The following is a 24,269-nucleotide window of genomic DNA, read 5'->3' as shown; positions in this document are numbered from 1 at the left end:
GCCGCACGAGGGCCCCGCGCGTGCATGCAGCCGCCGCGCGCGGGCAACCGCAATGCCGCATCGGCGTGCATCGTGCCCCGTCAGCGCGCACCGCGATGTCGCACGGCGACAGTGCTGCAGCGCACCACATCTGTGCCTCGCTGCATCACGGCGCATCGCGTGCCACATGTCGCCGCGCGCCGCACGACACCCGGCGAGCCTTGCTCGACGGGGCTGCGGGCTCGATTCGCATCAACATGGCACGGCGTTTGCGTTAGGAGGTTCGGGCGGATCAACGGCGATTCGTCCGGCAGTACCGATTACTAGACGCGCCCGGCAACGGGCTTCATGGGCAACGGCGTCCTACGCATCGGGTCTCGACGAGACCGGGTGCGCAGGACGCCGTTTTTCGTTTGGCGGATGACATGACCGACAAAGCTACCCGTATCGATCTCTTCAGCTTCCGCACCGCGCCGATGCGCGCGTTCCACCTGACGTGGATGGCGTTCTTCGTGTGCTTCTTCGCGTGGTTCGCGTGCGCGCCGCTGATGCCGCTGATCGCACGCGAATTTCATCTGACGGCGGCCCAGGTCGCCAACATCAACATCGCCGCGGTGGCCGCGACGATCGCCGTGCGGCTGCTGGTCGGCCCGCTGTGCGACCGCTTCGGCCCGCGCCGCGTGTACGTCGGCCTGCTGCTGCTCGGCGCGATCCCGGTGTTCGCGGTGTCGTTCACGCACGACTACCTGTCGTTCCTGATCTGCCGGCTCGGCATCGGCGCGATCGGCGCGGGCTTCGTGATCACGCAGTACCACACATCGGTGATGTTCGCGCCGAACGTGGTCGGCACCGCGAACGCGACGACGGCCGGCTGGGGCAACGCCGGTGCAGGTGCCACGCAGGCGCTGATGCCGCTGTTGGTCGCCGCCGGCCTGATGCTCGGTGTCGGCGAGGATTCGTCGTGGCGCATCGCGCTGGTCGTGCCGGGCGTCGCGATGCTGGCGATGGCCTGGGCGTACTGGCGCTTCACGCAGGATTGCCCGCAAGGCGACTTCGTCGCGCTGCGCAAGGAAGGCGTGACGGTCGACAGCGGCAAGAAGGGCGGCTGGGCGAGCTTCGTCGCGGCCTGCGGCAACTATCGCGTGTGGATGCTGTTCGTCACGTACGGCGCGTGCTTCGGCGTCGAGGTGTTCATCCACAACATCGCCGCGCTGTACTACGTCGATCACTTCAGCCTGTCGCTGAAGGACGCCGGTTTCGCGGTCGGCCTGTTCGGGCTGCTCGCGCTGTTTGCCCGTGCGCTCGGCGGCTGGCTGTCCGACAAGATCGCCGCGCGCCGTAGCCTTGACGTGCGCGCCGCGCTGCTGTGCGCGCTGATCGTCGGCGAAGGGCTCGGGCTGATCTGGTTCTCGCATGCGCAAAGCATCGGCGTCGCGCTTGTCGCGATGCTCACGTTCGGCCTCTTCACGCACATGGCCTGCGGCGCGACCTACGCGCTGGTGCCGTTCATCGACCGCAAGGCGCTCGGCGGCGTCGCGGGGATCGTCGGCGCGGGCGGCAACGTCGGCGCGGTGGCCGCGGCCTTCCTGCTGAAGGGCGTCGGCGACGTGCAGCACACGCTGAGCCTGCTCGGCCTCGCCGTCACCGCGACCGCACTGTGTGCGATGGCCGTGCGCTTCAGCGAAGAACACAAGGCACGCGAAGCCGAGTTGCGCGACCGCGCACTGGCTGCCAGCAGCGCCGCGAACTGATCGACCGAAGGAAACGTCACCATGAAACTCATCGTCATCGGCCACGGCATGGTCGGCCACAAGCTCCTCGAATGCATCGCAGCGGAAGCGGGCGCGCTGCAGGTCACCGTGCTCGGCGAGGAACCGCGCCCGGCCTACGACCGCGTGCACCTGTCCGAATTCTTCGCGGGCAAGTCGGCGGACGACCTGTCGCTCGTCGAACCCGGCTTCTTCGAACGTCATCCGCAGTTCGACCTGCGCCTGAACGCGCAAGTCGCGTCGGTCGACCGGGCCGCGCATACGGTCACGCTCGCGTCCGGCGAAACGCTCGCGTACGACAAGCTGGTGCTCGCGACAGGTTCGCGCCCGTTCGTGCCGCCGATGCCGGGGCACGATCGTGACGGCTGCTTCGTGTACCGGACGATCGAGGATCTCGAAGCGATGCAGGCGTGCGGCACGCACGCGAAGCGCGGCGTCGTGGTCGGCGGCGGGCTGCTCGGCCTCGAATGCGCGAAGGCGCTGCGCGACATGGGGCTCGACACGCACGTCGTCGAATTCGCACCGCGGCTGATGGCCGTGCAGGTCGACGACGGCGGCGGCCGGATGCTGCGCGCGAAGATCGAGGCGCTCGGCGTGACCGTGCATACGGGCAAGAACACGCTCGAGATCGTCGATGGCGAGGAAGGCACGCACCGGATGGCGTTCGCCGACGGCTCGCACCTCGATGCCGACATGATCGTGTTCTCGGCCGGCATCCGCGCACGCGACGAACTGGCCCGCGCATGCGGGCTCGACATCGGCCCGCGCGGCGGCGTCGCGATCGACGACGCGTGCCGCACGAGCGACGCCGACATCTACGCGATCGGCGAATGCGCGGCCTGGAACGGCATGGTGTACGGCCTCGTCGCCCCCGGCTACGACATGGCGCGCGTGGTCGCAAAGCAGCTTGGCGGCAATGCGAACGGCGAGGTCGAGGCCGCGTTCGCGGGCGCCGACATGAGCACGAAGCTGAAGCTGATGGGCGTCGACGTCGCGAGCATCGGCGACGCGCACGGCACGACGGCCGGCAGCCGCACCTACCAGTACGCGGACGAGCGCCGCCAGGTCTACAAGAAGCTCGTGGTGTCCGACTGCGGCAAGTTCCTGCACGGCGCGGTGATGGTCGGCGATGCGGCCGAATACGGCACGCTGCTGCAGATGATGCTGAACCGCATCGAGCTGCCGGAGTCGCCGGAATTCCTGATCCTGCCGTCGTCGGACGGCGTCGCGAAGCCGGCGATCGGTGTCGAGGCGCTGCCCGCGGCCGCCCAGATCTGCTCGTGCAACAACGTGTCGAAGTCGCAGATCTGCACGGCGGTCGCCGACGGCGCGACGAGCCTCGGCGCGCTGAAGACGTGCACGGGCGCCGGCACGTCGTGCGGCGGCTGCGTGCCGCTCGTCACGCAGATCATGAAGGCCGAGATGAAGAAGCAGGGCCTCGCGGTCAACAACCATCTGTGCGAGCACTTCCCGCATTCGCGCCAGGAGCTGTTCCACCTGATCCGCGTCGAGCGCATCACGACTTTCGACGAACTGCTCGCGAAGCATGGCCACGGCCTCGGCTGCGACGTGTGCAAGCCGGCGGTGGCGGGCATTCTCGCGTCCTGCTTCAACGAATTCGTGCTGAAGAAGGAGCACGCCGGGCTGCAGGATTCGAACGACTACTACCTCGCGAACATCCAGCGCGACGGCACGTACTCGGTCGTGCCGCGCATGCCGGGCGGCGAAGTCACGCCGGAAGGGCTGATCGCGGTGGGCCAGGTCGCGCAGAAGTACGGGCTCTACACGAAGATCACCGGCGGCCAGCGCGTCGACCTGTTCGGCGCGCGCGTCGAGCAATTGCCGTCGATCTGGGAAGAACTGATCGCGGCCGGTTTTGAATCGGGCCACGCGTACGGCAAGGCGCTGCGCACCGTGAAGTCGTGCGTCGGGTCGACGTGGTGCCGCTACGGCGTCGACGATTCGGTCGGTCTCGCGATCGACCTGGAGAACCGCTACAAGGGGCTGCGCGCACCGCACAAGATCAAGTTCGGCGTGTCCGGCTGCACGCGCGAGTGTGCGGAAGCGCAGGGCAAGGACGTCGGCATCATCGCGACCGAGAAGGGCTGGAACCTGTACGTGTGCGGCAATGGCGGGATGAAGCCGCGCCACGCGGAACTGCTCGCGTCCGATCTCGACCGTGCCACGCTGATCCGCTACATCGACCGCCTCCTGATGTTCTACGTGCGCACCGCCGACCGGCTGCAGCGCACGAGCGTGTGGCGCGACAACCTCGAAGGCGGGCTCGACTACCTGATCGACGTCGTCGTGCACGACCGGCTCGGGATCGGCGCCGAACTCGAAGCCGACATGCAGCACGTGGTCGACACCTACGAGTGCGAATGGAAGAAGGCCGTGACGGATCCCGACACGCGCAAGCGCTTCCGCCACTTCGTGAACAGCGACGCGCCGGACACGACCATCGAATTCGTCGAGACGCGCGGCCAGATCCGGCCTGCGACGCCCGGCGAACGCGCGGGCGGCAAGCCCGTGTCGATTCCCGTCGTGGCTGAAGGCGTGACGCAAGCCGCAACCGAACCCGCAACCGTTTGACCCTGACCGACACCAGCGTCTTTTCCAAGGAGCCCATCATGAACGATCGTCTTCCGCTGTCCTGGACCCGCGTGTGCCCGCTCGACGACATCGTGCCGAACACCGGCGTGTGTGCACTCGTCAACGGCGAGCAGGTCGCGGTTTTTCACGTCGCACATGCCGAAGAAGGCGGCGTGTTTGCGATCGACAACGTCGATCCGGTATCGCAGGCGGCCGTGATGTCGCGCGGGCTGATCGGCAGCCTCGGCGAGCGTGTCGTCGTCGCGTCGCCGCTGTACAAGCAGCATTTCGACCTGCGCACCGGCGAATGCCTCGAGGCGCCCGAGCAGTCGGTGAGCGCGTATCCGTCGCGGGTCGAGGACGGCTTCGTGTGGATCGCAGCCTGACCGCCCCGGAGCGCGCATGACCGCCACCCCCGTCAAGAGCGTGTGCCCGTACTGCGGCGTCGGCTGCGGGATGGTGCTGCACGTCGAGGAAGGCGAAGTCGTCAAGGTGTCCGGCGACTCCGACCATCCGACCAACTTCGGGCGGCTGTGCACGAAGGGCTCGTCGGCGCACGTCGCGCTGCGCCGCTCGGGGCGGCTCGACCGCGCGTTCGTGCGCCGCGCGCGCGAGGACGACCTGGTGCCGCTGCCGGCCCGCGACGCGATCGCCGACACCGCGCGCCGCCTGCGCGCGGTGCTCGATACGCACGGGCCCGACGCGCTGTCGTTCTACGTATCGGGGCAGATGTCGATCGAGGCGCAGTACCTCGTCAACAAGCTTGCGAAGGGCTTCGTCGGCACCAACAACATCGAGTCGAACTCGCGCCTGTGCATGGCGAGCGCGGGCACCGGCTACAAGCAGTCGCTCGGCGCGGACGGCCCGCCCGGGTCGTACCAGGACTTCGACCGCGCGAACCTGTTCTTCGTAATCGGCGCGAACATGGCCGACTGCCATCCGATCCTGTTCCTGCGGATGATGGATCGCGTGAAGGCCGGCGCGAAGCTGATCGTCGTCGATCCGCGCCGCACCGGCACGGCCGACAAGGCCGACCTGTTCCTGCAGATCCGGCCGGGCACCGATCTCGCACTGACCAACGGGCTGCTGCACCTGCTGCACGCGAACGGGCGGACTGATGCCGCATTCATCGACGCGTACACCGAAGGCTGGGACGCGATGCCCGCGTTCCTCGCCGACTACACGCCCGAACGTGTCGCGGCGATCACCGGGCTCGCGGAAGCCGACCTGCGCACGGCCGCGCAGTGGATCGGCGACGCGCAGGAGTGGATGAGCTGCTGGACGATGGGGCTCAACCAGAGCACGCACGGCGTGTGGAACACCAACGCGATCTGCAACCTGCACCTCGCGACGGGCAAGATTTGCCGCACCGGCAGCGGGCCGTTCTCGCTGACCGGCCAGCCGAACGCGATGGGCGGGCGCGAGATGGGCTACATGGGGCCCGGGCTGCCCGGCCAGCGCTCGGTGGCGTCGGACGATGATCGCCGTTTCGTCGAGAACCTGTGGCGCGTGCCGGCCGGCACGCTGCGCAAGGAGACGGGGCAAGGCACGGTCGACATGTTCGCGCGGATGGCTGCGGGCGACATCAAGGCATGCTGGATCATCTGCACGAACCCGGTCGCCACGGTGCCGAACCGGCAGAACGTGATCGCCGGCTTGCAGGCCGCCGAGCTCGTGATCGCGCAGGACGCGTTCCTCGATACCGAGACCAACCGCTACGCGGACATCCTGCTGCCGGGCGCGCTGTGGGCCGAGGGCGACGGCGTGATGATCAACTCCGAGCGCAACATGACGCTGATGCGCGCGGCGGTCGCGCCGCCGGGCGACGCGCTGCCCGACTGGCGCATCGTCGCGGAAGTCGCGCGCGCGATGGGTTTTGGCGATGCGTTCGACTATGCGTCGGCGGCCGACGTGTTCGACGAGATCGTCCGCTTCTCGAATCCGGCGACCGGCTACGACCTGCGCGGCGCGAGCCACGCGGCGCTGCGCGACGGGCCCGTGCAATGGCCGGTTGCGCCGGGCACCGCGCGCGAGCGGCACCCGATCCGCTATCTGAACGACGGCGTGAGCCAAACGCTGCGTCCGGCCGCCGACGGCGACGATGCACCGCGCCTCGCGTTCCCGACACCGTCGGGCAAGGCGCGCTTCTTCGCGCGGCCGCATGTCAATCCGGCCGAGCTGCCCGACGACACGTTCCCGATCGTGCTGAACACCGGGCGGCTGCAGCATCAATGGCACACGATGACGAAGACGGGCAAGGTCGCGATGCTGAACAAGCTCAACCCGCGCCCGTTCGTCGAACTGCACCCGGACGATGCGAGCGCGCTCGGCATCGCCGCGAAGGACAGCGTCGAGATCCGCTCGGCGCGTGGCCGCGCGGTGCTGCCGGCTGTCGTGACCGAGCGCGTGCAGCGCGGTAACTGCTTCGCGCCGATGCACTGGAACGATGTGTACGGCGACGACCTGTGCATCAACGCGGTGACGAATGACGCGATCGATCCCGAATCGCAGCAACCTGAATTGAAATATTGCGCGGTCGCGCTGCGACGCGTCGAGACCGATGCGTTCGCATCCGCCGACGACGAGACGACGCAACCCGATGCACGCGCCGACGACGCGCGGCCCGCGCCGGTGCTGGCGCAGGCGACTGCTTCACAGGAATCCGACATGGCAGATATCGACACTTTCGCGGCCGCGCTCGGCGTGGCCGATCTCGCGCCGCCGCCGTTGACGGACACCGAACGGCTGTACGTGGCCGGGCTCGTCAGCGGGCTGAAGGCGAGCGCCGGCCGGCGCGAGGGCAGCGTGCCGGTGCTGCCGGCTGGCGCGCCGCTCACGCCGCCGGTGCGGTTCTGGCTCGACGGGATGCTCGCGGGGCTGTTCAGCCGCGCGCTGCCGGCGAGCTTGCCGGGTGCCGCGGCGCCCGCGCTGCCGGCCGATGCCGGCGCGTCCGGTGGCGTGCGGATCGTGCGCACGCGGCCGAAGGTCGTGCTGTTGTGGGCGTCGCAGACCGGCAACATCGAATCGCTGACCGAGGATTACGCGACGCAGCTGATGAACGCGGGCTTCGAGATCCGTACCGCGTGCATGTCCGACTATCCGCTCGCTTCGCTCGCCGGTGCACAATACGTGCTGTTGATGACGAGCACGTTCGGCGACGGCGATGCACCCGACAACGGCAGCGAATTCTGGGAAGCGCTGCAGGCCGGCAGCGCCGCGCGCCTCGACGGCGTGCACTTCGCGGTGCTCGCATTCGGCGATCGCAACTACGACCAGTTTTGCGGCCACGGCCGCCGGCTCGACGCGCGGCTCGCGGAACTCGGCGCGGCGCGTCTCTGCGCGCGCGTCGATTGCGACGTCGAATTCCAGCGCGACGCCGACCAGTGGCTCGAACGCGTCGTCGCGCGGATCAAGGAGGCCGATGCCGCGCTGCACGCGGTGCCGTCCGGCGGGATGAGCCCGTCGGGACTGCTGCCGACGAAGGCGCATCCGGCGCCGTCGAAGCTCGTCGCGAACCTGCGGCTCAACCGTCCGGGCGCGGCGAAGGATACGCGCTACGTGTCGCTGTCGACCGAAGGCGCGAACCTCGAATACGAAACCGGCGACGCGCTCGGCGTGTGGCCGACCAACTGCCCGGAACTGGTCGACGAACTGCTGTCCGTCACCGCGCTGAAGGCCGATGCACCTGTGTCGGTGGCGGGTGTCGGCGACGTGCGCCTCGGCGACGCGCTCGCGCGTCACTTCGACATCACGCGCCCGCATCCGGACACGCTCGCCTTGATCGCGTCGCGCAGCGCGAACGGTGCGCTGAAGTCGCTGCTCGGCGACGACCGCAAGGGCGACCTGAAGCAATGGCTGTGGGGGCAGCAGCTCGCGGATGTGCTGCACGAATTTCCGGTCGAGCTGTCGGGCACGGAACTGGTCGGGATGCTGAAGCGCATGCAACCGCGCCTCTATTCGATCGCGTCGAGCCCGAGCGCGCACCAGGGCGAGATCCACCTGACCGTGTCGGCCGTGCGCTATCACAACGGCCGGCGCGCGCGCAAAGGCGTTGCGTCGACGTTCCTCGCGGATCGCGCGGACGACGGCCGCGTGCCGGTGTTCGTGCAGAAGTCCGCGCATTTCCGGCCGCCGGTGAACGGCGACGTGCCGATCGTGATGGTCGGCCCCGGTACCGGCGTCGCGCCGTTTCGCGGCTTCCTGCACGAACGGCAGGCGCGCGGCGCGCGTGGGCGCAACTGGCTGTTCTTCGGCGAGCAGCACGCACAGACCGATTTCTACTACGGCGACGAACTGGGCGCGATGCACGACAGCGGCTTCCTGACGCGGCTCGACCTGGCGTTCTCGCGCGACCAGGCCGACAAGATTTACGTACAGGACCGGATGCGCGAGCAGGGCGCAGAGCTGTTCGCGTGGCTGGAGGAAGGCGCGCACTTCTACGTGTGCGGCGATGCCGCGCGGATGGCGAAGGACGTCGACACGGCGCTGAAGGCGGTGGTCGCCGAGCACGGCGGCATGTCGGACGAGGCCGCGAACGACTACGTCGCGCGGCTCTCGAAGGCGCGCCGCTACATGCGGGACGTGTACTGAACGCGCGAGCGGCGGCGTGCCGTCCGCCGCTCCGCCGGCGGGTTACTGCTGCCGCTCCCACGCACGTGCCTGTTCGGCGCGCACGAACGCTTCCGACGATTTCGGCAGCAGGTTGCGGAACGCGCCGCCGTCGCTGTCGATCACGTCGACCATCTTCGCGATCATTTCCTCCGGATCGTGCTGTTCGAGCGGGAACGTCAGCCGCTCGGGCGTCACGGTGTGCGCGGCCGGATCGCGCCAGCGTCGCGCCGTTTCCATCATCCGGTCGTTGAAGCCCGTGCTGTACGGGCCGGGGTTCACGACCGCGACCTTGATTCCGTGCGGGGCGAGTTCCGCGTGCATCGCCTCGGCGACCGATTCGATCGCATGCTTCGACGCGCAATAGGCGCCCGTGAACGGCCCCGTGATCAGGCCCGCGATCGACGACACGAACACGATCTTGCCGTGCCGGCGCGCGAGCATGCCGCGCGCGATCTGCTGCGTGAGTTCGAGCGGCCCGAACACGTTGACGTCGAACAGCTCGCGGACGATCTCGACCGGCAGGTCCACCAGCGCGCCGGCCTCGCCGACGCCCGCGTTGTTCACGAGCACGTCGATATCGAGCTCGGCCGCGCGGGCGCGATCGTGAGGCGACGTCACGTCGAGCTTGATCGCGTGCAGCGCGGTGCCGCGCTGCGTGGCCGCGGCCGTCAGTGCGTCGATTTCGGCGGTGACGCGTACGCCGGCCGTCACGTCGTGACCGCGTTCGGCGAGGCGCAGCGCGACTTCGTGGCCGAAGCCGGTGCCCGCGCCGGTGATGAGGATGCGTTTCTGTGCCATGTGCTTACCTTGTGGAGTGGAACGTTGCCGGAAAGCGGTCGCGGCAGTGCTGCGCGATCGCGGTGTCTTCGTCGACGCTGCCGCCCGAGATGCCGATCGCGCCGACGCAGCGCCCGTCGCCGTCGACGAGCGGTTCGCCGCCGCCGAACGTGACGAGCCCGCCGTGGCTGTGTTCGATGCCGCGCAGCGGACCGTCGCCCGACATCGCACCGAGCGCGCCGGTCGATGCGCGGAAGCGGATTGCCGTCAGCGCCTTGCGTTGCGCGAGATCGATCGCGCCGAGAAAGCAGTCGTCGGTGCGCGCGAACGCGAGCAGGTTCGCGCCGGCATCGACGATCGCGACGGCGATGCCGGCGACCTGCAGCGATGCGGCATGCGCAAGTGCCGCGTCGATCGTGCGGCGGGCGGCTGCGAGCGGCAGCGCGGCGGTGAGCGGGTTCATGCAAGGCTCCGGTAGGACGACAGTGCCAGTGTAGGCAGTTGCGGTATATGGGAGAATCCGCATTCCGCTCGAAGGAGTTTCAAGTTTTTTTAATGATGAGCAGACGCGATCCGATGGCCGGGCTGCACGTGTTCATGACCGTCGCGACGGCCGGCAACTTCACGCGTGCCGCCGCCGCGCTGGGCCTGACGCCGGCGGCCGTCAGCCTCGCGATCGGGCAGCTCGAGGGCGAGCTGAACGTGAAGCTGTTCAACCGCAGCACGCGCGGCGTGAGCCTGACGGAAGCCGGCCAGCGCTACTGGCGGCAGACGGAGCCTGCTTACCGGCAGGTCATGCAGGCCCGCGACGAACTGAAGGATGCACGCAGCGAGCCGAACGGGTTGTTGCGTGTGACCGCGCTGCCGCTGGCGCGAGCGCTCGTGATCGCGCCGGTGCTCGCCACGTTTCGCGAACGCTACCCGAAAGTCCGGCTCGAGATCCGCTACGAGAACGAACTGGTCGATATCGCGAAGGACGGGTTCGACGCGGGGATTCGCCTGGCCGACCGGCTGCAGCCGGGCATGATCGGCGTGCGGATCGCGCCGGCGTTGACGTGTGCGCTGGTTGCGTCGCCCGGTTATCTGGCACGGTATGGCGCGCCTGAGTCGATTGCGGCGCTCGAGCGGCATGCGTGCATCCGTTTCCGGTTCTCGGAGAGCGGACGCCTGCACAAATGGCTGTTGCGCGACGGGCAGCGCGACGTCGATCTCGATCCGGACGGCGTGTTCGTGACGAACGATGCCGACGCGGTGATCGATGCGGCGCGCGCGGGCGTCGGCATCGCGTTCGCGTTCATGCGCGAGCGGATCGAGCAGGACGTGCGCGACGGCACGCTCGTCGAGGTGCTGCCCGGGGCATGCCGCACGCTGCCGCCGATGTGGCTTTACTACGTCAATCGCAAGCACGTGCCGGCCAAGCTGCGTGCGTTCATCGACGTGCTGCGCGAACGCAACGGTGCGGACGACGCGTAGCCGCAGTAACGGGGGCCGAGTGTTCCCGGGGCGGAACAGGGCAAGCGCCGGTCACGCAGGCTACCCCGTCCCCATTTCCGAAGGGCCGCGCCAGCAGGTGAATCTGTCCTCGCCCGTGCCGTCCGGCCGGGAGAATTTCTCCCCAATCCGCCACCGGCCATTCATCCGATGAAAAATCGTGTCCGGTTCCCGGTATGATGCGCACCTTGCGTTTGTCGACGCACTATTTTTGATGCGATTTTTACGCACGCGGCACGACAAATCCGCACAATCCGAACCTGAAAGATTCTGTAATATAAATTCCGTATACTCGTAAGTTCTGATCCAGGCGCCACCTGCCCATTCCTTCGGCCGACCGCCCACGCAGAACAACCAGATACGTCGCCGCCTGGCCGCCTTGCGCCGCGACACGCTATGCACCACCACTGAACACGCTATGTCTTCCCGCCACTCTGGTTCGCCCGGCCGCGCCGCGGCGGTGATCGCCCGTGTCCGGGCGCTGATCCGCAACGAGCGTCTGCTGTCGCCGCTGCTCGCGCTCGGCATCGGCCTGCTGCTGATCGTGGTTTTCCAGCACCTGTCGGAATCCGTCGACTACCGGTCGGTGATCCGCGAATTGCGTCACATGTCCGTCGGCGAGTGGGGCGCGTCGCTGGCCGCGACGGCTCTCAGTTATCTCGCGCTTGTCGCCCGCGACGCGGTCGGCCTGCGCTATGTCGCCGCGAAGGTGCCGCGCGTCGCGTTGTGGATCGGCGCCATCGCCGGGTCCGCACTCGGTAACGCGACCGGCTTCGGCGCGCTGACGGGCGGCGCGGTGCGCGCCCGCGTGTACGGCGTGTCGGGCGTCACGCCCGCGCAGATCGGCCGGATGACGGTGTTCACGAGCGGCACGCTGGCGCTCGCGATGGTGTGGATGACGGCGATCGGCATGGTCTGCGTGCCGGAGGCGCTCGCCGCGATGCTGCACGTCGCGCCCGGCGTGCTGACGTGGACCGGTGCGGTGCTGCTGGTTGGGCTGGCCGCGATGGTCGTGATGTGCGGCAACACCGCGCGCCCGGTCGTCACGCGCTTCAAGTGGCTGTCGTTCGACGTGCCTGCGCGACGCGATCTCGTCGCGCAGGTCGTCTATGCGGTCCTCGACGTCGTCGCGGCGGGCCTGACGCTGTGGGTGCTGCTGCCGGCCGCGCCGGTCGGCTTCCCGACCTTCATTACTGTTTACGCCGCCGCGTTGCTGCTCGGGATGATCGGCCACACGCCGGGCGGGATCGGCGTGTTCGAAGCCGCGATGGTCTTCACGCTCGGCCGCGAAGTGCCGCCGCACGCGATGGTCGCCGCGCTGATCGCGTACCGCGCGATCTATTTCGGCGTGCCGCTCGTGCTGTCGGCCGGCCTGCTGGCGGGTTTCGAAGGCCGCGCGCTGCGGCGCCGGCTCGTGACGCGGCAGGCCGTGCGCGTGTCGCAGCTCGCCCCGGTGTTCCTGAGCCTCGTGACGTTCGCGGTCGGCGGGATGCTGGTGATCTCGAGCGCGACGCCCGCGTTCTGGCACCGGATCGCGATCCTGCGCCACCTCGTGCCGCTGTGGGTGCTCGAAGGTTCGCAGGTGATCTGCAGCGTGCTCGGCGTCGCGCTGCTGTTCGTCGCGCGCGGGCTGCTGCGCCGTCTCGACGGCGCATGGTGGATGACCTTCGCGCTGACGCTCGCCAGCCTCGGGCTGTCGCTGGTGAAGGGCCTCGCATTCGTCGAGGCCGGCGTGCTCGGCACGCTGCTGGTGCTGCTGCTCGTCAGCCGTCGCCGTTTCAACCGCCATTCGTCGCTGCTGGCCGAGCGCTTCACCGTAAGCTGGTTCGTGTCGGTGGCGATGGTGCTGATGCTGGCCGTGTGGGTGCTGTTCTTCGCGTTCCGCGACGTGCCGTACACGCGCGAGCTGTGGTCGCATTTCTCGTTCGACGCGCGTGCGCCGCGGGCACTGCGCGCGACGCTCGCGTCCGGCGTGTTCGTCGCGCTGTTCGCGCTGTGGCAACTGCTGCGCCCGGCCCCCGGCCGTTTCGTGAAGCCCGTGGCGCAGGATCTGTCGGATGCCGAACGGATCATCCGCGCGCAGGAATGCAGCGATGCGGGCCTCGCGCTGATGGGCGACAAGTCGTTCCTGTTCTCGGAGTCGCGCCAGGCATTCCTGATGTATGCGAAGAACGGCCGCACGTGGGCCGCGCTCCACGACCCGGTCGGGCCGCGCGAGGAATGGCCGGCACTGATCAGCAAGTTCATCGCGCTCGCGCATGCGCATAGCGGCCGTGCGGCGTTCTACCAGGTGCGTGCGAACGCGCTGCCGCTGTATCTCGACGCGGGGCTCACGCTGATGAAGCTCGGCGAGGAAGCGCATATCGCGCTCGACCAGTTCGACCTGAAGGGCTCGAACCGGTCGCACCTGCGCTACGCGCTGCGTCGCGGCGACAAGGACGCGCTGACGGTCGAGGTGATCGCGCCGTGCGACGTGCCGGCCGCGCTGCCGGCGCTGCGCGACATCTCGGACGGCTGGCTCGACAGCCGCGACGCGCGCGAGAAGAGCTTCTCGGTCGCCGCGTTCCACGACGGCTATCTGGCGACCCAGTCGGTGATGCTCGTGCGTCAGGCCGACAAGCCGATCGCGTTCGTCACGTTCATGACGACCGACCTCAACACCGAGGCAACAGTCGGCGTGATGCGCCATCTGCCGGACGCGTCGCCGTATGCGATGGAATACCTGTTTACGCAGCTCGCGCTGCATCTGAAGGAAGCGGGCTTCCGCAAGCTGAGCCTTGGCATCGCGCCGTTCTCGGGGATGGGGGCGGCGAAGATGCCGTCGCCGTTGCACCGGATCGGCCTGATGGTCTGGCGCTTCGGCGGCCGCTTCTACAACTTCCGCGGCTTGCGCGCATTCAAGAGCAAGTTCGAACCGCACTGGGAGCCGCGTTATCTCGCGGCCTCGGGCACGGTCGGCGTGTTCGTCACGCTGGCGGATCTGTCATTGCTGGCTGGAGGTCGGCGCTCATGATGTTGAAGAAGGGAATCGCACGGGCGGCAGCCGCCTGCGCGGGAATGATGCTGGCCGGCGCCGCGTGCGCCACGCAGCCAGCCGCAGTGAAGGCCGAAACCGTATCGGGCGGCCGCTATGGGCCCGTTACCGTCACCAAACCCAGCGGGCCGTTGCGCGGCTTCGTCGTGCTGTTCTCGCGCGAGGCCGGCTGGAATGCGGCCGACCAGCAGGCCGCCGATGCGCTGGCGAAGGCCGGTGCGATGACGGTCGGCGTCGATTCCGAGCGGTATGCGATGAATCTCGCCGCGAAGCAGGAGACCTGCCACCACCTCGACGGCGACGCCGAAGCGGTCAGCCACCAGCTCGAACGCCTTGCGCAATCGTCGCGCTACTTCACGCCGATCGTCGCGGGCGTGGGCCAGGGCGGCGCGATCGCGAAGCAGATCCTGTCGATGGCGCCGGAGAACACGATCGCCGGCGTCGTATCGGTTGATCCGGCTGCCAAGCTCGATCCGCGCTTCAAGCCGTGTCCGCCCGATCCGACGATCGTGCGCCGCGCGATGCCGGGTTTCGTCGAAACGGCTGCCGCGGGCGATAGCACGAAGCTCGTGTCGCTGGTCACGTCGCATCTGCGGGACACCACCAGCGGCGACGAGCTCGACGTGTCGGACCTGCCGCTCGTCGAGCTGCCGGCCAAGGGCGGCAGCGACCGGCTCGCGATCGTGATCTCGGGCGACGGCGGCTGGCGCGATCTCGACAAGACGATCGCCGAGGCGCTGCAGCGCGACGGCGTGTCGGTGGTCGGCATCGACAGCCTGCGCTATTTCTGGAGCGAGAAGCCGCCGGCACAGGTGAGCCGCGATCTCGCACGCGTGATGCGTACCTACACGGCGCGCTGGCATGCGAATCGCGTGGCGCTGGTCGGCTATTCGTTCGGCGCCGACGTGATGCCGTTTGCGTACAACCGGCTGCCGGCCGACCTGCGCGACAAGGTCGCCGTGATGTCGCTGCTCGGCTTCGCGCCGGCCGCCGATTTCCAGATCCGCGTGACGGGCTGGCTCGGCATGCCGGCGAGCGACAAGGCGCTGAAGGTCGCGCCGGAAATGGCGAAGGTGCCGCCGCAGCTCGTGCAGTGCTTCTATGGCGCGGAAGAGAAGGACACGCTGTGCCCGGCGCTGGTGAACACGGGCGTCGACGTGATCAAGACGCAGGGCGATCACCACTTCGGCCGCGACTACATCGCGCTCGAGAAGAAGATCCTCGGCGCGTTCGGCAAGCCGGTGGCGGCGCGCTGAACGCCGGCGCCCGCTTCGCGGCGGGCACCGGCCGGTAGCGTCCGGTGCATCGTACGGGCGGCCTGCGGGCCGCCCGTTTCATTTTCCGGCGGGCGTGGCCGCGTCCTGCTGCGGCAGTGCCGTTCTCGCATCGCGCTGATAGAAGCCCGGGAACCGGTCGAGCTGCCGCCGTGCGGCCGTGATGTCCGTACCGTCGCCGAGCACCGCGCTCGAAAACCCCGTGCGCTCCATCAGCAGCACCTGGTCGACCAGCACGTCGCCGGTCGCGCGCAGGTCGCCGGCGAAGCCGTAGCGCTTGCGCAGCAGGTACGCCTGGCTGTACGCGCGGCCATCGGTGAACGACGGAAACTGCAGGTCGATACGCGCAGCCTGCGCGATCTGCGCGGCGAGCGGCGGCAGTTCCTCGTCGTTGCCGATCGTCAGCGTCGCGGCGTCGTGCTGCTGCGTGTCGCCGGTGTGTTCGGCCGGCGTCAGCAGCCGGATGCGTGCGGTCGGGTGTGCTTGCTTCATGCGTGCTCCGCGTGGTGGCGCGCGTCGTTCGCGGCGGCCTTGAAGGGTTCCGCGCCGATGCGGCGCACCGTGTCGATGAATCGTTCGCTGCGGCCGTCCTCATCGATCCGCGCGTCGAGATAGGCGTTGACGATCGCATCGACGACATCGACGATCTCGTCCGCCGAAAACGACGGGCCGATCACCTTGCCCGGCCGCGCGGGGCCGCTCGCGGTCGAGCCGTCCGAACCGCCGAGCGTGACCTGGTACCACTCGGCGCCGTCCTTGTCGACGCCGAGGATGCCGAGGTGGCCGCTGTGATGATGGCCGCACGAGTTGATGCAGCCGCTGATGTGCAGGTCGATGTCGCCGACGTCGTGCAGCATGTCGAGATCCTGGAAGCGCTCGGCTATCGCATCGGCAATCGGGATCGAGCGTGCATTCGCGAGCGCGCAGAAGTCGCCGCCCGGGCACGCGATCATGTCCGTCAGGAGTCCGACGTTCGCGCTGGCGAGCCCGATCGCGCGCGCGTTTTCCCACAGCAGGAACAGATCGTCGACATGCACCCACGGCAGCACGACGTTCTGCGTGTGCGTGACGCGGGCCTCGCCGGCCGAGAAGCGGTCGGCGAGATCGGCGAGCGCATCGAGCTGGTCGGGCGACGCGTCGCCCGGCGCCTGCAGGCGGCGCTTGAACGACAGCGTGACGATGCGCAGCGCCGGGTCGCGGTGGCCGGCGACATTGCGGGCGAGCCAGCGCGCGAAGGCCGGATGGCGTGCCGCCTGGGCGGACACGCGCAGGTTCGCGTCGCGCAGGCTGGCCGTGCGCGGCTTGAGCCGCGGCGGGACGAACGACGCGGCGACGCGGTCGAACTCGACCTGCGGAATCGTGTGCGGCGCGCCGTCGTGATCGACGATCTGGCGGAACTCCTCCTCGACGTCGTCGAGGTAGCGCTGCCCCTCGGTCTTGACGAGGATCTTGATACGCGCCTTGTACTTGTTGTCGCGCCGTCCGTAGCGGTTGTACACGCGGACGATCGCCTCGATGTAGTTCATCACGTGTTGCCACGGCAGGAACGCGCGCAGCAGCGTCGCGATCGTCGGCGTGCGGCCCATCCCGCCGCCGACGCTCACGCGGAAGCCGAGCGCGCCCGCGTCGTCGCGCACGAGCTTCAGCCCGACGTCGTGCCAGTCGGTGGCCGCGCGATCTTCGGCCGCGCCCGTGATCGCGATCTTGAACTTGCGCGGCAGGAACGCGAATTCGGGGTGCAGCGTCGTCCACTGGCGCATCACCTCGGCGAACGGGCGCGGATCGGCGATCTCGTCCGGCGCGACGCCGGCGCGCTCGTCGCACGAGATGTTGCGGATGCAGTTGCCGCTCGTCTGGATGCCGTGCATGTCGACGGTCGCGAGCAGGTCCATCACGTCGGCTGCTTTCGCGAGCGGAATCCAGTTGAACTGCACGTTGGTGCGCGTCGTGAAGTGCGCGCTGCGGGTCGGCAGGCGCAGCGTGCCGAGCAACGCCTGCGCGTCGCATGCGGCGCGGTAGGTGGCGTCGTCGGGCACGTCGTAGTCGCGCGCGATCCGCGCGAGCACGCGCAGCTGCGCGCTCGACAGTTCGCCGTACGGCACGGCGACGCGCAGCATCGGCGCGTGGCGCTGCACGTACCAGCCGTTCTGCAGGCGCAGCGGCCGGAACGCGTCTTCGCTCAGCGTGCCGTGCTGCCAGCGTTCGAGCTGGTCGCGAAACTGGGCGGCGCGGCTGTGCACGAGCGCCCGGTCGAAAACGGTATATCGATACATGACGTGATACGCGAGAGGCGCCGCGGCGCGAAGCGCGCGGCTTGGGACAGACGTTGCGACGGGTGTCAGGCAACCAGAGACAGCGTAGGGAACGCGGTGCGGTGGGACAAGCAGCAGATCGGGACGAAAAGGGCGCAGCAGATGGCCGGCGTGGCGCCGGCGCGGGATGGGCATGCGTGCATGCCCGTGGCGGGTGGTTATGCGTCGGCGTCGACGACGCGCGCCGGATCGAGCGCGCGGATGCGCTGGTCGATGAAGTAGCCGCCGCCTTCCTGGTAGCGCAGGAACAGGCGTGCGCACGAGCGGCAGCGATTGACGGTGCAGCGGTTGTACGGGAAATGGCGCAGGGCGATCGGCGCGTCGTCCGACGCGTAGTGCGTGCCGCCCGGATGATATTCGGCGTAGGTCGGCTCCGTCTCGCCGGGCGGCGCGAGCGTGGCAACTTCGATCAGTTGCGCGTCCTGCAGCGACAGCGGCAGGGTCGTCCAGCCAGCGAGCGGCGTTTTCGTGCAGGTGCACGATTGCGTGACGTGCGCGGCTTCAGCCGTCAGTTTCAACAGCGCGTCGTGATCGAGGTAGGGCAGTTGACTCATGGGAATTCATGAAGGGCGGCGGGATCAGCACTGTAACCCGCAGGTGGATTGCGTGCATCGCCATGCGCACCGTGTGCGATTCAAGCGCCCTTGCGCACCGAAGGCTGCGCGACGAGCTCGCCGAGCACGCGGATCGCATGCTCGATGTCGCGGCTCCACGGATGGCCGAAGTTCACGCGCACGCAACGCTCGAAGCCGTGCGCGGCCGAAAACAGCGGCCCCGGCGCGAAGCTGATCCCGCGTGCGATCGCCTGGCGATGCAGTTCCATCGCGTCGATCGCGTCGGGAAACGCGAGCCACAGAAAATAGCCGCCTTCGGGCCGTACCCACTCGACGCCGGCCGGCAGCCAGCGCCGCAGCGCGTCGTCCATCCGGTCGAGCTGCGTGTGCAGCGCGCCGCGCAGCTTGCGCAGGTGCCGGTCGTAGCCGCCATGCTCGAGATAGTTCGCGATGCCGACCTGCGCGGGAATGCTCGCCGACAGCGTCGTCATCAGCTTGAGCCGCTGCACCTTCTCCGCGAACCGGCCGGCGGCGGCCCAGCCGATCCGGTAGCCGGGTGCGAGCGTCTTCGAGAACGAACTGCAGTGCATCACGAGGCCGTGCCGATCGAACGCGCGCGCGGGCAGCGGATAGTCGGGGCCGAAGTGCAGCTCGCCGTACACGTCGTCCTCGATCAGCGGCACCTCGCGCGCGGCGAGCAACTCGACGAGCGCGCGCTTTTTCTCGGCGGACAGCGTGACGCCGGTCGGATTCTGGAAATTGGTCATGAACCAGCACGCGCGGATGTCGTGCCGGTCGAGCGCGTTCGCGAGCGCTTCGAGGTCGAGGCCCGTGCGCGGATCGACGGGAATCTCGACCGCGCGCAGGTCGAGCCGCTCGATCGCCTGCAGTGCCGCATAGAAGCCGGGCGCTTCGACGGCCACGACGTCGCCGGGCCGCGTGACGGCCATCAGGCACAGGTTCAGCGCTTCGAGCGCGCCGTTCGTGACGACGATCTCGTCGATCGGCTGCGAGATGCCCGTCGCGAGATAGCGCCGCGCGATCTGCTGGCGCAGCGCCTCGTTGCCGGGCGGCAGGTCGACGACCGTGCTCCACGGGCTGACGAGCCGCGTGGCTTGCGCGAGCGATTTCGCGAGACGCGGCAGTGGAAACAGTTGCGGCGCCGGGAAGGCGGAGCCGAGCGGCACGATGCCGGGTTGCGTGGCCGCGTCGAGGACGGAGAACACGAGGCTGCTGATGTCGACCTTGCGCGTGGCGCCGGCACGGCTTGCGCGGCGCTTGGCAACCGGGCTCGCCGCCGGCGTGGCGCCCGGCGCGACGTAGTAGCCCGAGCGTTCGCGCGCGCGGATCAGCCCCCACTGTTCGAGCAGGTAGTACGCGCGAAATACCGTCGACTGGCTCACGCCGTGCTGCGCAATGATCTGCCGTAACGATGGCAGGCGCGTGCCGACGGCGAGGTTGCCGTTGCGGATGTCGTCGGCGATCGTGTGGGCGAGGGTTTCGTAGCGTTTCATCGGCGAGGGTGGCGCGCGCCGTCGCCACGCGCGGGCCGGAGCGGCGCCGCGCCGGCGGGCGCGGCTCATTGTCCGATGCGCGGCCCGAAAAGGAAAGCGCAGGCGCGTCGGCCGCGCTTTCCCGTTGTGTCAGGCCGCGTTCGGCTCGACGGTCTGCCCGTTTGCGGCGCCGCGCAGCGGCGGCAACGGCTCGACCTTGCCGACGATGAACAGGTACGACAGCGCGCCGACCACGCACAACGCGCCGGCCACCGCGAGCGGCACGACGAACGAGCCCTTCGTGATCGACAGCATTACGCCCGTGAACGTCGTGATGAAGATCCCCGCGAGGTTGCCCGCGAAGTTCTGGATGCCGCCGAGCGACGCGACATGCGCGGGCGTCGGTGCGACTTCGCCGACGAGCGTCCACACGTTGGCGCCCGCGAACGACAGGCTCGCATAAGCCAGCGCAAACAGGCCGAGGCAGGCCCACACGTTTTCGACGAACGCCGACAGCGCGATCGACGAAGACAGCAGCATCCCGATCACGAGGCAGGTCTTGCGCGCGGCGGTCGCGCTCCAGCCGCGGCGGAACAGGCTGTCCGACACATAGCCGCCGAGCCAGCCGCCCGGAATCGCGAGCAGCGCAGGCAGCATCCCCCACGTGCCGAGCGACGCGAGCGAGAAGCCGCGCGATTGCAGCAGGTAGCTCGGGAACCACGTGATGAAGAAGTAGATCGCGAAGTTCAGGCAGAACAGGCCGATCATCATCCCCCACACGGTGCGGTAGCGGAACAGGTCGAGCCACGACACCTTCGGGCCGTCGGTTGCGGCCGCAACGGTTGGGGCGCCGCGTTGCGCGAGCAGCGCATCGACTGCGTCGGGCGCAATCGCGCGATAGCGTTCCGGGTCGCGATAGACGAACCACCATGCCAGTGCCCACACGATGCCGATGCCGCCCGTGATCGCGAACGACCCGCGCCAGCCGACGATCGAGATCAGCCACGCGACGAGCGGCAGCGACAGCGCGGAGCCGACGCGCGAGCCGCTGTCGAAGATGCTGCTCGCGAGCCCGCGTTCGCTGCGCGGGAACCAGTTGAACGCGACCTTCGCGAACGACGGGATCGCGGCCGCTTCGCCGACGCCGAGCATCAGCCGCACGCCGACGAGCTGTGCGAGGCCGCGCGCGGCGCCCGTCGCGACGGTGAACACCGACCACCAGCCGACCGCGAGCGCGAGGCTCACGCGCACGCCGACCTTGTCGATGAACCAGCCGGCCGGCAGTTGCAGGAACGCGTAGGTCCAGAAGAACGCGCTCAGCACGAGCCCCATGCCGACCGCGTCGAGGCCGAGATCGGCGCGGATGCTGGGCGCCGCGATCGCGAGGTTCGCGCGGTCGATGAAGTTAATGACGTTGGCCAGGAAGCACATCAGGATCATGGCCCATCGGATGCGTGGCATGTGGTGTCTCCGCGCGGAATGTCGTGACGGGCGGCCGGCGATCCGCTGCGCCGGCCGCCTCGATGGGCGGGTTATCGGGTGGTGTGCGGCGGCGTGCGGTCGAACTTCGCGAGCGCTTCCCACAGGCCGTTCAGGTAGACCGCGCCGAGCGCGCGGTCGTAGAGGCCGTAGCCGGGCTTGCCCGTCTCGCCCCAGATCATGCGGCCGTGGTCGGGGCGGACGTAGCCGGTGAAGCCGGTGTCGTGGTAGGCCTTCACGATCGCGGCGATGTCGAGCGAACCGCAGCTCGACAGATGCGCGGTTTCCTCGAAATCGCCGTTCGCGTCGACTTTCACGTTGCGGATGTGCGCGAAGTGGATACGGCCCATCGCGCCGAATTCGCGCACGAGTGCCTCGACATCGTTCTGCGGGCCCGCGCCGAGCGAGCCCGAGCACAGCGTCAGCCCGTTCGCGGGCGTGTCGACGATGCGCAGGATCCGCGCGAGATCGTCGCGGTTCTTCACGATGCGCGGCAGCCCGAAGATCGGGCGCGGCGGATCGTCGGGGTGGATCGCCATCTTCACGCCGGCTTCCTCGGCGACGGGGACGATCGCCTTCAGGAAGTATTCGAGGTTCGCCCACAGCGCGGCCTCGTCGACGTCACGATACTCGGCGAGCAGCGCCTTCAACTGGTCGGGCTGGTAGCTCGAATCCCAGCCCGGCAGCGCGATGCCGTCGTCCGGATCGATCCGGTCGACCGCGTCGGTGCTGAACGCGAGGCAGGTCGAGCCGTCGTCGAGCGTCTTCGACAGCTCGGTGCGCGTCCAGTCGAACACGGGCATGAAGTTGTAGCAGATGACGCGCACGCCGGCCGCGCCGAGATGACGAATCGTCTGACGGTAGTGGTCGATCAGGCGGTCGCGGCCCGGCTTGCCGAGCTTGATGTCCTCGTGGACGGGCACCGATTCGACGACTTCGAACTGCAGGCCGGCGCGCTCGATCGTCGCCTTCAGCGCATCGATCTTGTGCGCGGGCCAGACTTCGCCCACCGGTTCGTCGTAGATCGCGGACACGATATGCGTGACGCCCGGGATCTGGCGGATGTATTGCAGCGAGACCGGATCGGACTCGCCGTACCAACGGAATGACATCTTCACTGGAGCGGCTCCTGGCTGGCGGTTGTTGCATCGGGCGGACGGGCGGCAGCGGCCGGCCCGTCTCCGGTGAGCGGATTATGATTGGTATGCCAGTTTGACGGGATAGTGGTTTACCAGTTGTCGGAGTCTGAACTGGCTGGCCTCCCGCTACAGGAAAGGCCCAGGCACGCCGGCCAACACGGCAATCCGGATGCGGGCCGGAATTGGTGTACCATTTTGGCGATCCGGCGCCGCGACGGCGCCGGCCAGCCCGTTGCGAGCCTTTCGATGACCGATCTTTCCAGCCTGCCCGCCAGCCGCGATACCGATGCCGCGGACCGCTCCTATATCGGCCTGGCGCGTCAGATTCACGCGATGGTGGCCGCCGGCGCGTTCGAGGCCGGCGCGCGGCTGCCGTCCGAGCGCAGCCTGGCCGACCAGTTCGGCGTGAGCCGCACGCAGGTGCGCGAGGCGATCATTGCGCTCGAAGTGCAGGGGATCGTCGAGGTGCGGATCGGTTCGGGTATCTATGTGTCCGCGGCCGATGCCGCGCGACCGGTGACGTTCGAGGTGCCGCGCGGCCCGGGGCCGATCGAGACGCTGCGCGCACGCGGGCTGATCGAGGCGGAAGTCGCGGCGCTCGCGGCGACCGAACGCAAGGATGCGGATCTCGACCGGCTGTTCTTCTCGTTGACGACGATGCGCGAGCAGATGGACGACAAGGCCGCCTACGACGCGGCCGATCGCCAGTTCCACCTGCGTATCGCGGAAGCGACCGGCAACACGGTGCTGCTGCACATGGTCACGGCGATGTGGGACTGCGCGCGCAGCGATCCGCTGTGGGACAAGATCGAGGAGCATTTTCACTCGACCGCGCTGCGCGAGGCGTCGCAGGACGATCACCAGCGGATCTTCGCGGCGATCATGGCGCGCGACGCGGCCGCCGCACGCGATGCGATGGCTGCGCACCTGTCGCGCGTGGTCGCGGAATTCACTCAGGCGTGGCGTTGACGCGCCGGCTGCTGGCCGCCGGCCGCCGCTAGACCACCTTCAAATCCCTTCGAACAACCCGACATGCTGGTCGTACGCGCGCTGCTGCCGTGCGTACGCATCGTCGAGATGCTCGTGCAGTGCGCGCTCGGCCGCATCGGGGTCGTGCCGCTCGAGCGCATCGAGCACTTTCTGGTGCTGCGCAAGCGTGACCTCGCCGACGATCGGATCGCGGACGGTGACGTGCCGCACACGGTCGATCGGCGCGCGCACGATTTCGACGAGCTGCTGCACGCGCGGTAGCCGCGCGGCCGCGCTGACGGTGGCATGAAACGCGTTGTCGCACGCGATCGCCGCGACCGCGTTGCCGCGTTCGATCGCGCGCCGGTGCGCGTCCTGAATGTCGTGGAGCTGTTCGAGCTCGCGCGCGCTGATGACTTCGGCCGCGCGGCGGATCGCGGCCGTCTCCAGCACCTTGCGGATCAGCGCGCTCTCGACGAACTGCTCGCGCTTCACGGGCGCGACGAAGGTACCCGATTGCGCGGCGATCAGCACGAGCTCCTCGCGTGCGAGCTGCAGCAGCGCCTCGCGCACGGGCGTGCGCGACACGCCGAGCGCCTCCGCGATGGCGCGTTCGTAGATGACGTCGTTCGGAAGCAGCGTCATCGTCACGATCGCGTCGCGCAACAGCGCGTGAATCTGCACGGACAGGGCCTGCGAGCGGTCCAGTGTGAAATCGGCGGGGATCAGACGGGCGATGAAGGTGTCCTGGGTGGTGCGTTCTGACTTCATGAATTGGCTAGAGGGTGGCAGGCAT

Annotated in this window: 17 protein-coding genes; 8 read left to right on the top strand and 9 right to left on the bottom strand. The window is 68.7% G+C overall.

What is annotated here, in order from left to right; all coding sequences use genetic code 11:
• Window positions 1-404: 404 nt before the first annotated feature.
• The 4 genes from QZM67_RS03180 to QZM67_RS03165 are packed head-to-tail and all read left to right on the top strand — an operon-like array spanning window position 405 to window position 8,930.
• The gene (locus QZM67_RS03180) at window positions 405-1,730 is read left to right on the top strand and encodes an MFS transporter (protein WP_175025145.1); all 1,326 of its coding nucleotides are present in this window, start codon (window positions 405-407) and stop codon (window positions 1,728-1,730) included.
• A 21-nt stretch (window positions 1,731-1,751) separates the two neighbouring features.
• The gene (gene nirB / locus QZM67_RS03175) at window positions 1,752-4,340 is read left to right on the top strand and encodes a nitrite reductase large subunit NirB (protein ID WP_301800744.1); all 2,589 of its coding nucleotides are present in this window, start codon (window positions 1,752-1,754) and stop codon (window positions 4,338-4,340) included.
• Window positions 4,341-4,378: 38 nt separating this feature from the next.
• Window positions 4,379-4,726, top strand: a complete 348-nt coding sequence (nirD, locus tag QZM67_RS03170; protein WP_011354949.1) for a nitrite reductase small subunit NirD — start codon at window positions 4,379-4,381, stop codon at window positions 4,724-4,726.
• Between the two features lie 16 nt (window positions 4,727-4,742).
• The gene (locus QZM67_RS03165) at window positions 4,743-8,930 is read left to right on the top strand and encodes a bifunctional nitrate reductase/sulfite reductase flavoprotein subunit alpha (RefSeq protein WP_301800743.1); all 4,188 of its coding nucleotides are present in this window, start codon (window positions 4,743-4,745) and stop codon (window positions 8,928-8,930) included.
• A 42-nt stretch (window positions 8,931-8,972) separates the two neighbouring features.
• Here the strand turns inward: QZM67_RS03165 and QZM67_RS03160 are convergent, their stop codons facing one another.
• Both QZM67_RS03160 and QZM67_RS03155 read right to left on the bottom strand, forming a co-directional pair.
• Window positions 8,973-9,749, bottom strand: coding sequence for an SDR family oxidoreductase (locus tag QZM67_RS03160; RefSeq protein WP_301800742.1), 777 nt, complete (start codon window positions 9,747-9,749; stop codon window positions 8,973-8,975).
• Window positions 9,750-9,753: 4 nt separating this feature from the next.
• A complete protein-coding gene (locus QZM67_RS03155) occupies window positions 9,754-10,191 on the bottom strand; it encodes a heme-binding protein (RefSeq protein WP_301800741.1) in 438 nt (145 codons plus the stop codon).
• A gap of 95 nt (window positions 10,192-10,286) precedes the next feature.
• On the opposite strand from QZM67_RS03155, the gene QZM67_RS03150 reads away from it, so the two are divergent.
• From QZM67_RS03150 to QZM67_RS03140, 3 genes are all read left to right on the top strand, one after another.
• Complete coding sequence (locus QZM67_RS03150; RefSeq protein WP_175025179.1) at window positions 10,287-11,201, top strand: LysR family transcriptional regulator; 915 nt, start codon at window positions 10,287-10,289, stop codon at window positions 11,199-11,201.
• 436 nt (window positions 11,202-11,637) lie between these two features.
• Window positions 11,638-14,232 (top strand): bifunctional lysylphosphatidylglycerol flippase/synthetase MprF, encoded by a 2,595-nt coding sequence (gene mprF, locus QZM67_RS03145; RefSeq protein ID WP_301800740.1) that lies wholly within the window; start codon window positions 11,638-11,640, stop codon window positions 14,230-14,232.
• Window positions 14,229-15,509: a virulence factor family protein gene (locus QZM67_RS03140; RefSeq protein WP_301800739.1), complete on the top strand. Its 1,281-nt coding sequence runs from the start codon at window positions 14,229-14,231 to the stop codon at window positions 15,507-15,509. The genes mprF and QZM67_RS03140 overlap by 4 nt, the downstream gene beginning before the upstream one ends.
• A gap of 78 nt (window positions 15,510-15,587) precedes the next feature.
• Here QZM67_RS03140 and QZM67_RS03135 read toward each other — a convergent pair whose 3' ends face one another.
• From QZM67_RS03135 to uxuA, 6 genes are all read right to left on the bottom strand, one after another.
• Entirely contained in the window at window positions 15,588-16,019 is a 432-nt protein-coding gene (locus QZM67_RS03135) for a DUF934 domain-containing protein (protein WP_175025151.1), read from the bottom strand.
• Window positions 16,016-17,800, bottom strand: coding sequence for a nitrite/sulfite reductase (locus QZM67_RS03130; RefSeq protein WP_301800738.1), 1,785 nt, complete (start codon window positions 17,798-17,800; stop codon window positions 16,016-16,018). The genes QZM67_RS03135 and QZM67_RS03130 overlap by 4 nt, the downstream gene beginning before the upstream one ends.
• A gap of 197 nt (window positions 17,801-17,997) precedes the next feature.
• Window positions 17,998-18,393: a hypothetical protein gene (locus QZM67_RS03125; protein ID WP_175025152.1), complete on the bottom strand. Its 396-nt coding sequence runs from the start codon at window positions 18,391-18,393 to the stop codon at window positions 17,998-18,000.
• A gap of 80 nt (window positions 18,394-18,473) precedes the next feature.
• On the bottom strand, window positions 18,474-19,907 hold the full coding sequence (locus QZM67_RS03120; RefSeq protein ID WP_301800736.1) for a PLP-dependent aminotransferase family protein: 1,434 nt from the start codon (window positions 19,905-19,907) through the stop codon (window positions 18,474-18,476).
• A 129-nt stretch (window positions 19,908-20,036) separates the two neighbouring features.
• Window positions 20,037-21,347, bottom strand: a complete 1,311-nt coding sequence (locus QZM67_RS03115; RefSeq protein WP_175025154.1) for an MFS transporter — start codon at window positions 21,345-21,347, stop codon at window positions 20,037-20,039.
• Window positions 21,348-21,418: 71 nt separating this feature from the next.
• Window positions 21,419-22,483 (bottom strand): mannonate dehydratase, encoded by a 1,065-nt coding sequence (gene uxuA, locus QZM67_RS03110; RefSeq protein ID WP_301800735.1) that lies wholly within the window; start codon window positions 22,481-22,483, stop codon window positions 21,419-21,421.
• A 267-nt stretch (window positions 22,484-22,750) separates the two neighbouring features.
• Between uxuA and QZM67_RS03105 the strand changes: the two genes are divergently transcribed.
• The gene (locus QZM67_RS03105) at window positions 22,751-23,473 is read left to right on the top strand and encodes a FadR/GntR family transcriptional regulator (RefSeq protein WP_301800734.1); all 723 of its coding nucleotides are present in this window, start codon (window positions 22,751-22,753) and stop codon (window positions 23,471-23,473) included.
• 39 nt (window positions 23,474-23,512) lie between these two features.
• On the opposite strand, the gene QZM67_RS03100 is transcribed toward QZM67_RS03105, so the two are convergent.
• Window positions 23,513-24,244: a GntR family transcriptional regulator gene (locus QZM67_RS03100; protein WP_051890403.1), complete on the bottom strand. Its 732-nt coding sequence runs from the start codon at window positions 24,242-24,244 to the stop codon at window positions 23,513-23,515.
• Window positions 24,245-24,269: the final 25 nt, after the last annotated feature.

This window comes from Burkholderia sp. AU45251 (assembly GCF_030482905.1).
In the GTDB taxonomy this organism is placed as follows: domain Bacteria; phylum Pseudomonadota; class Gammaproteobacteria; order Burkholderiales; family Burkholderiaceae; genus Burkholderia; species Burkholderia aenigmatica.
This window is presented reverse-complemented; position numbering and strand designations above follow the sequence as displayed.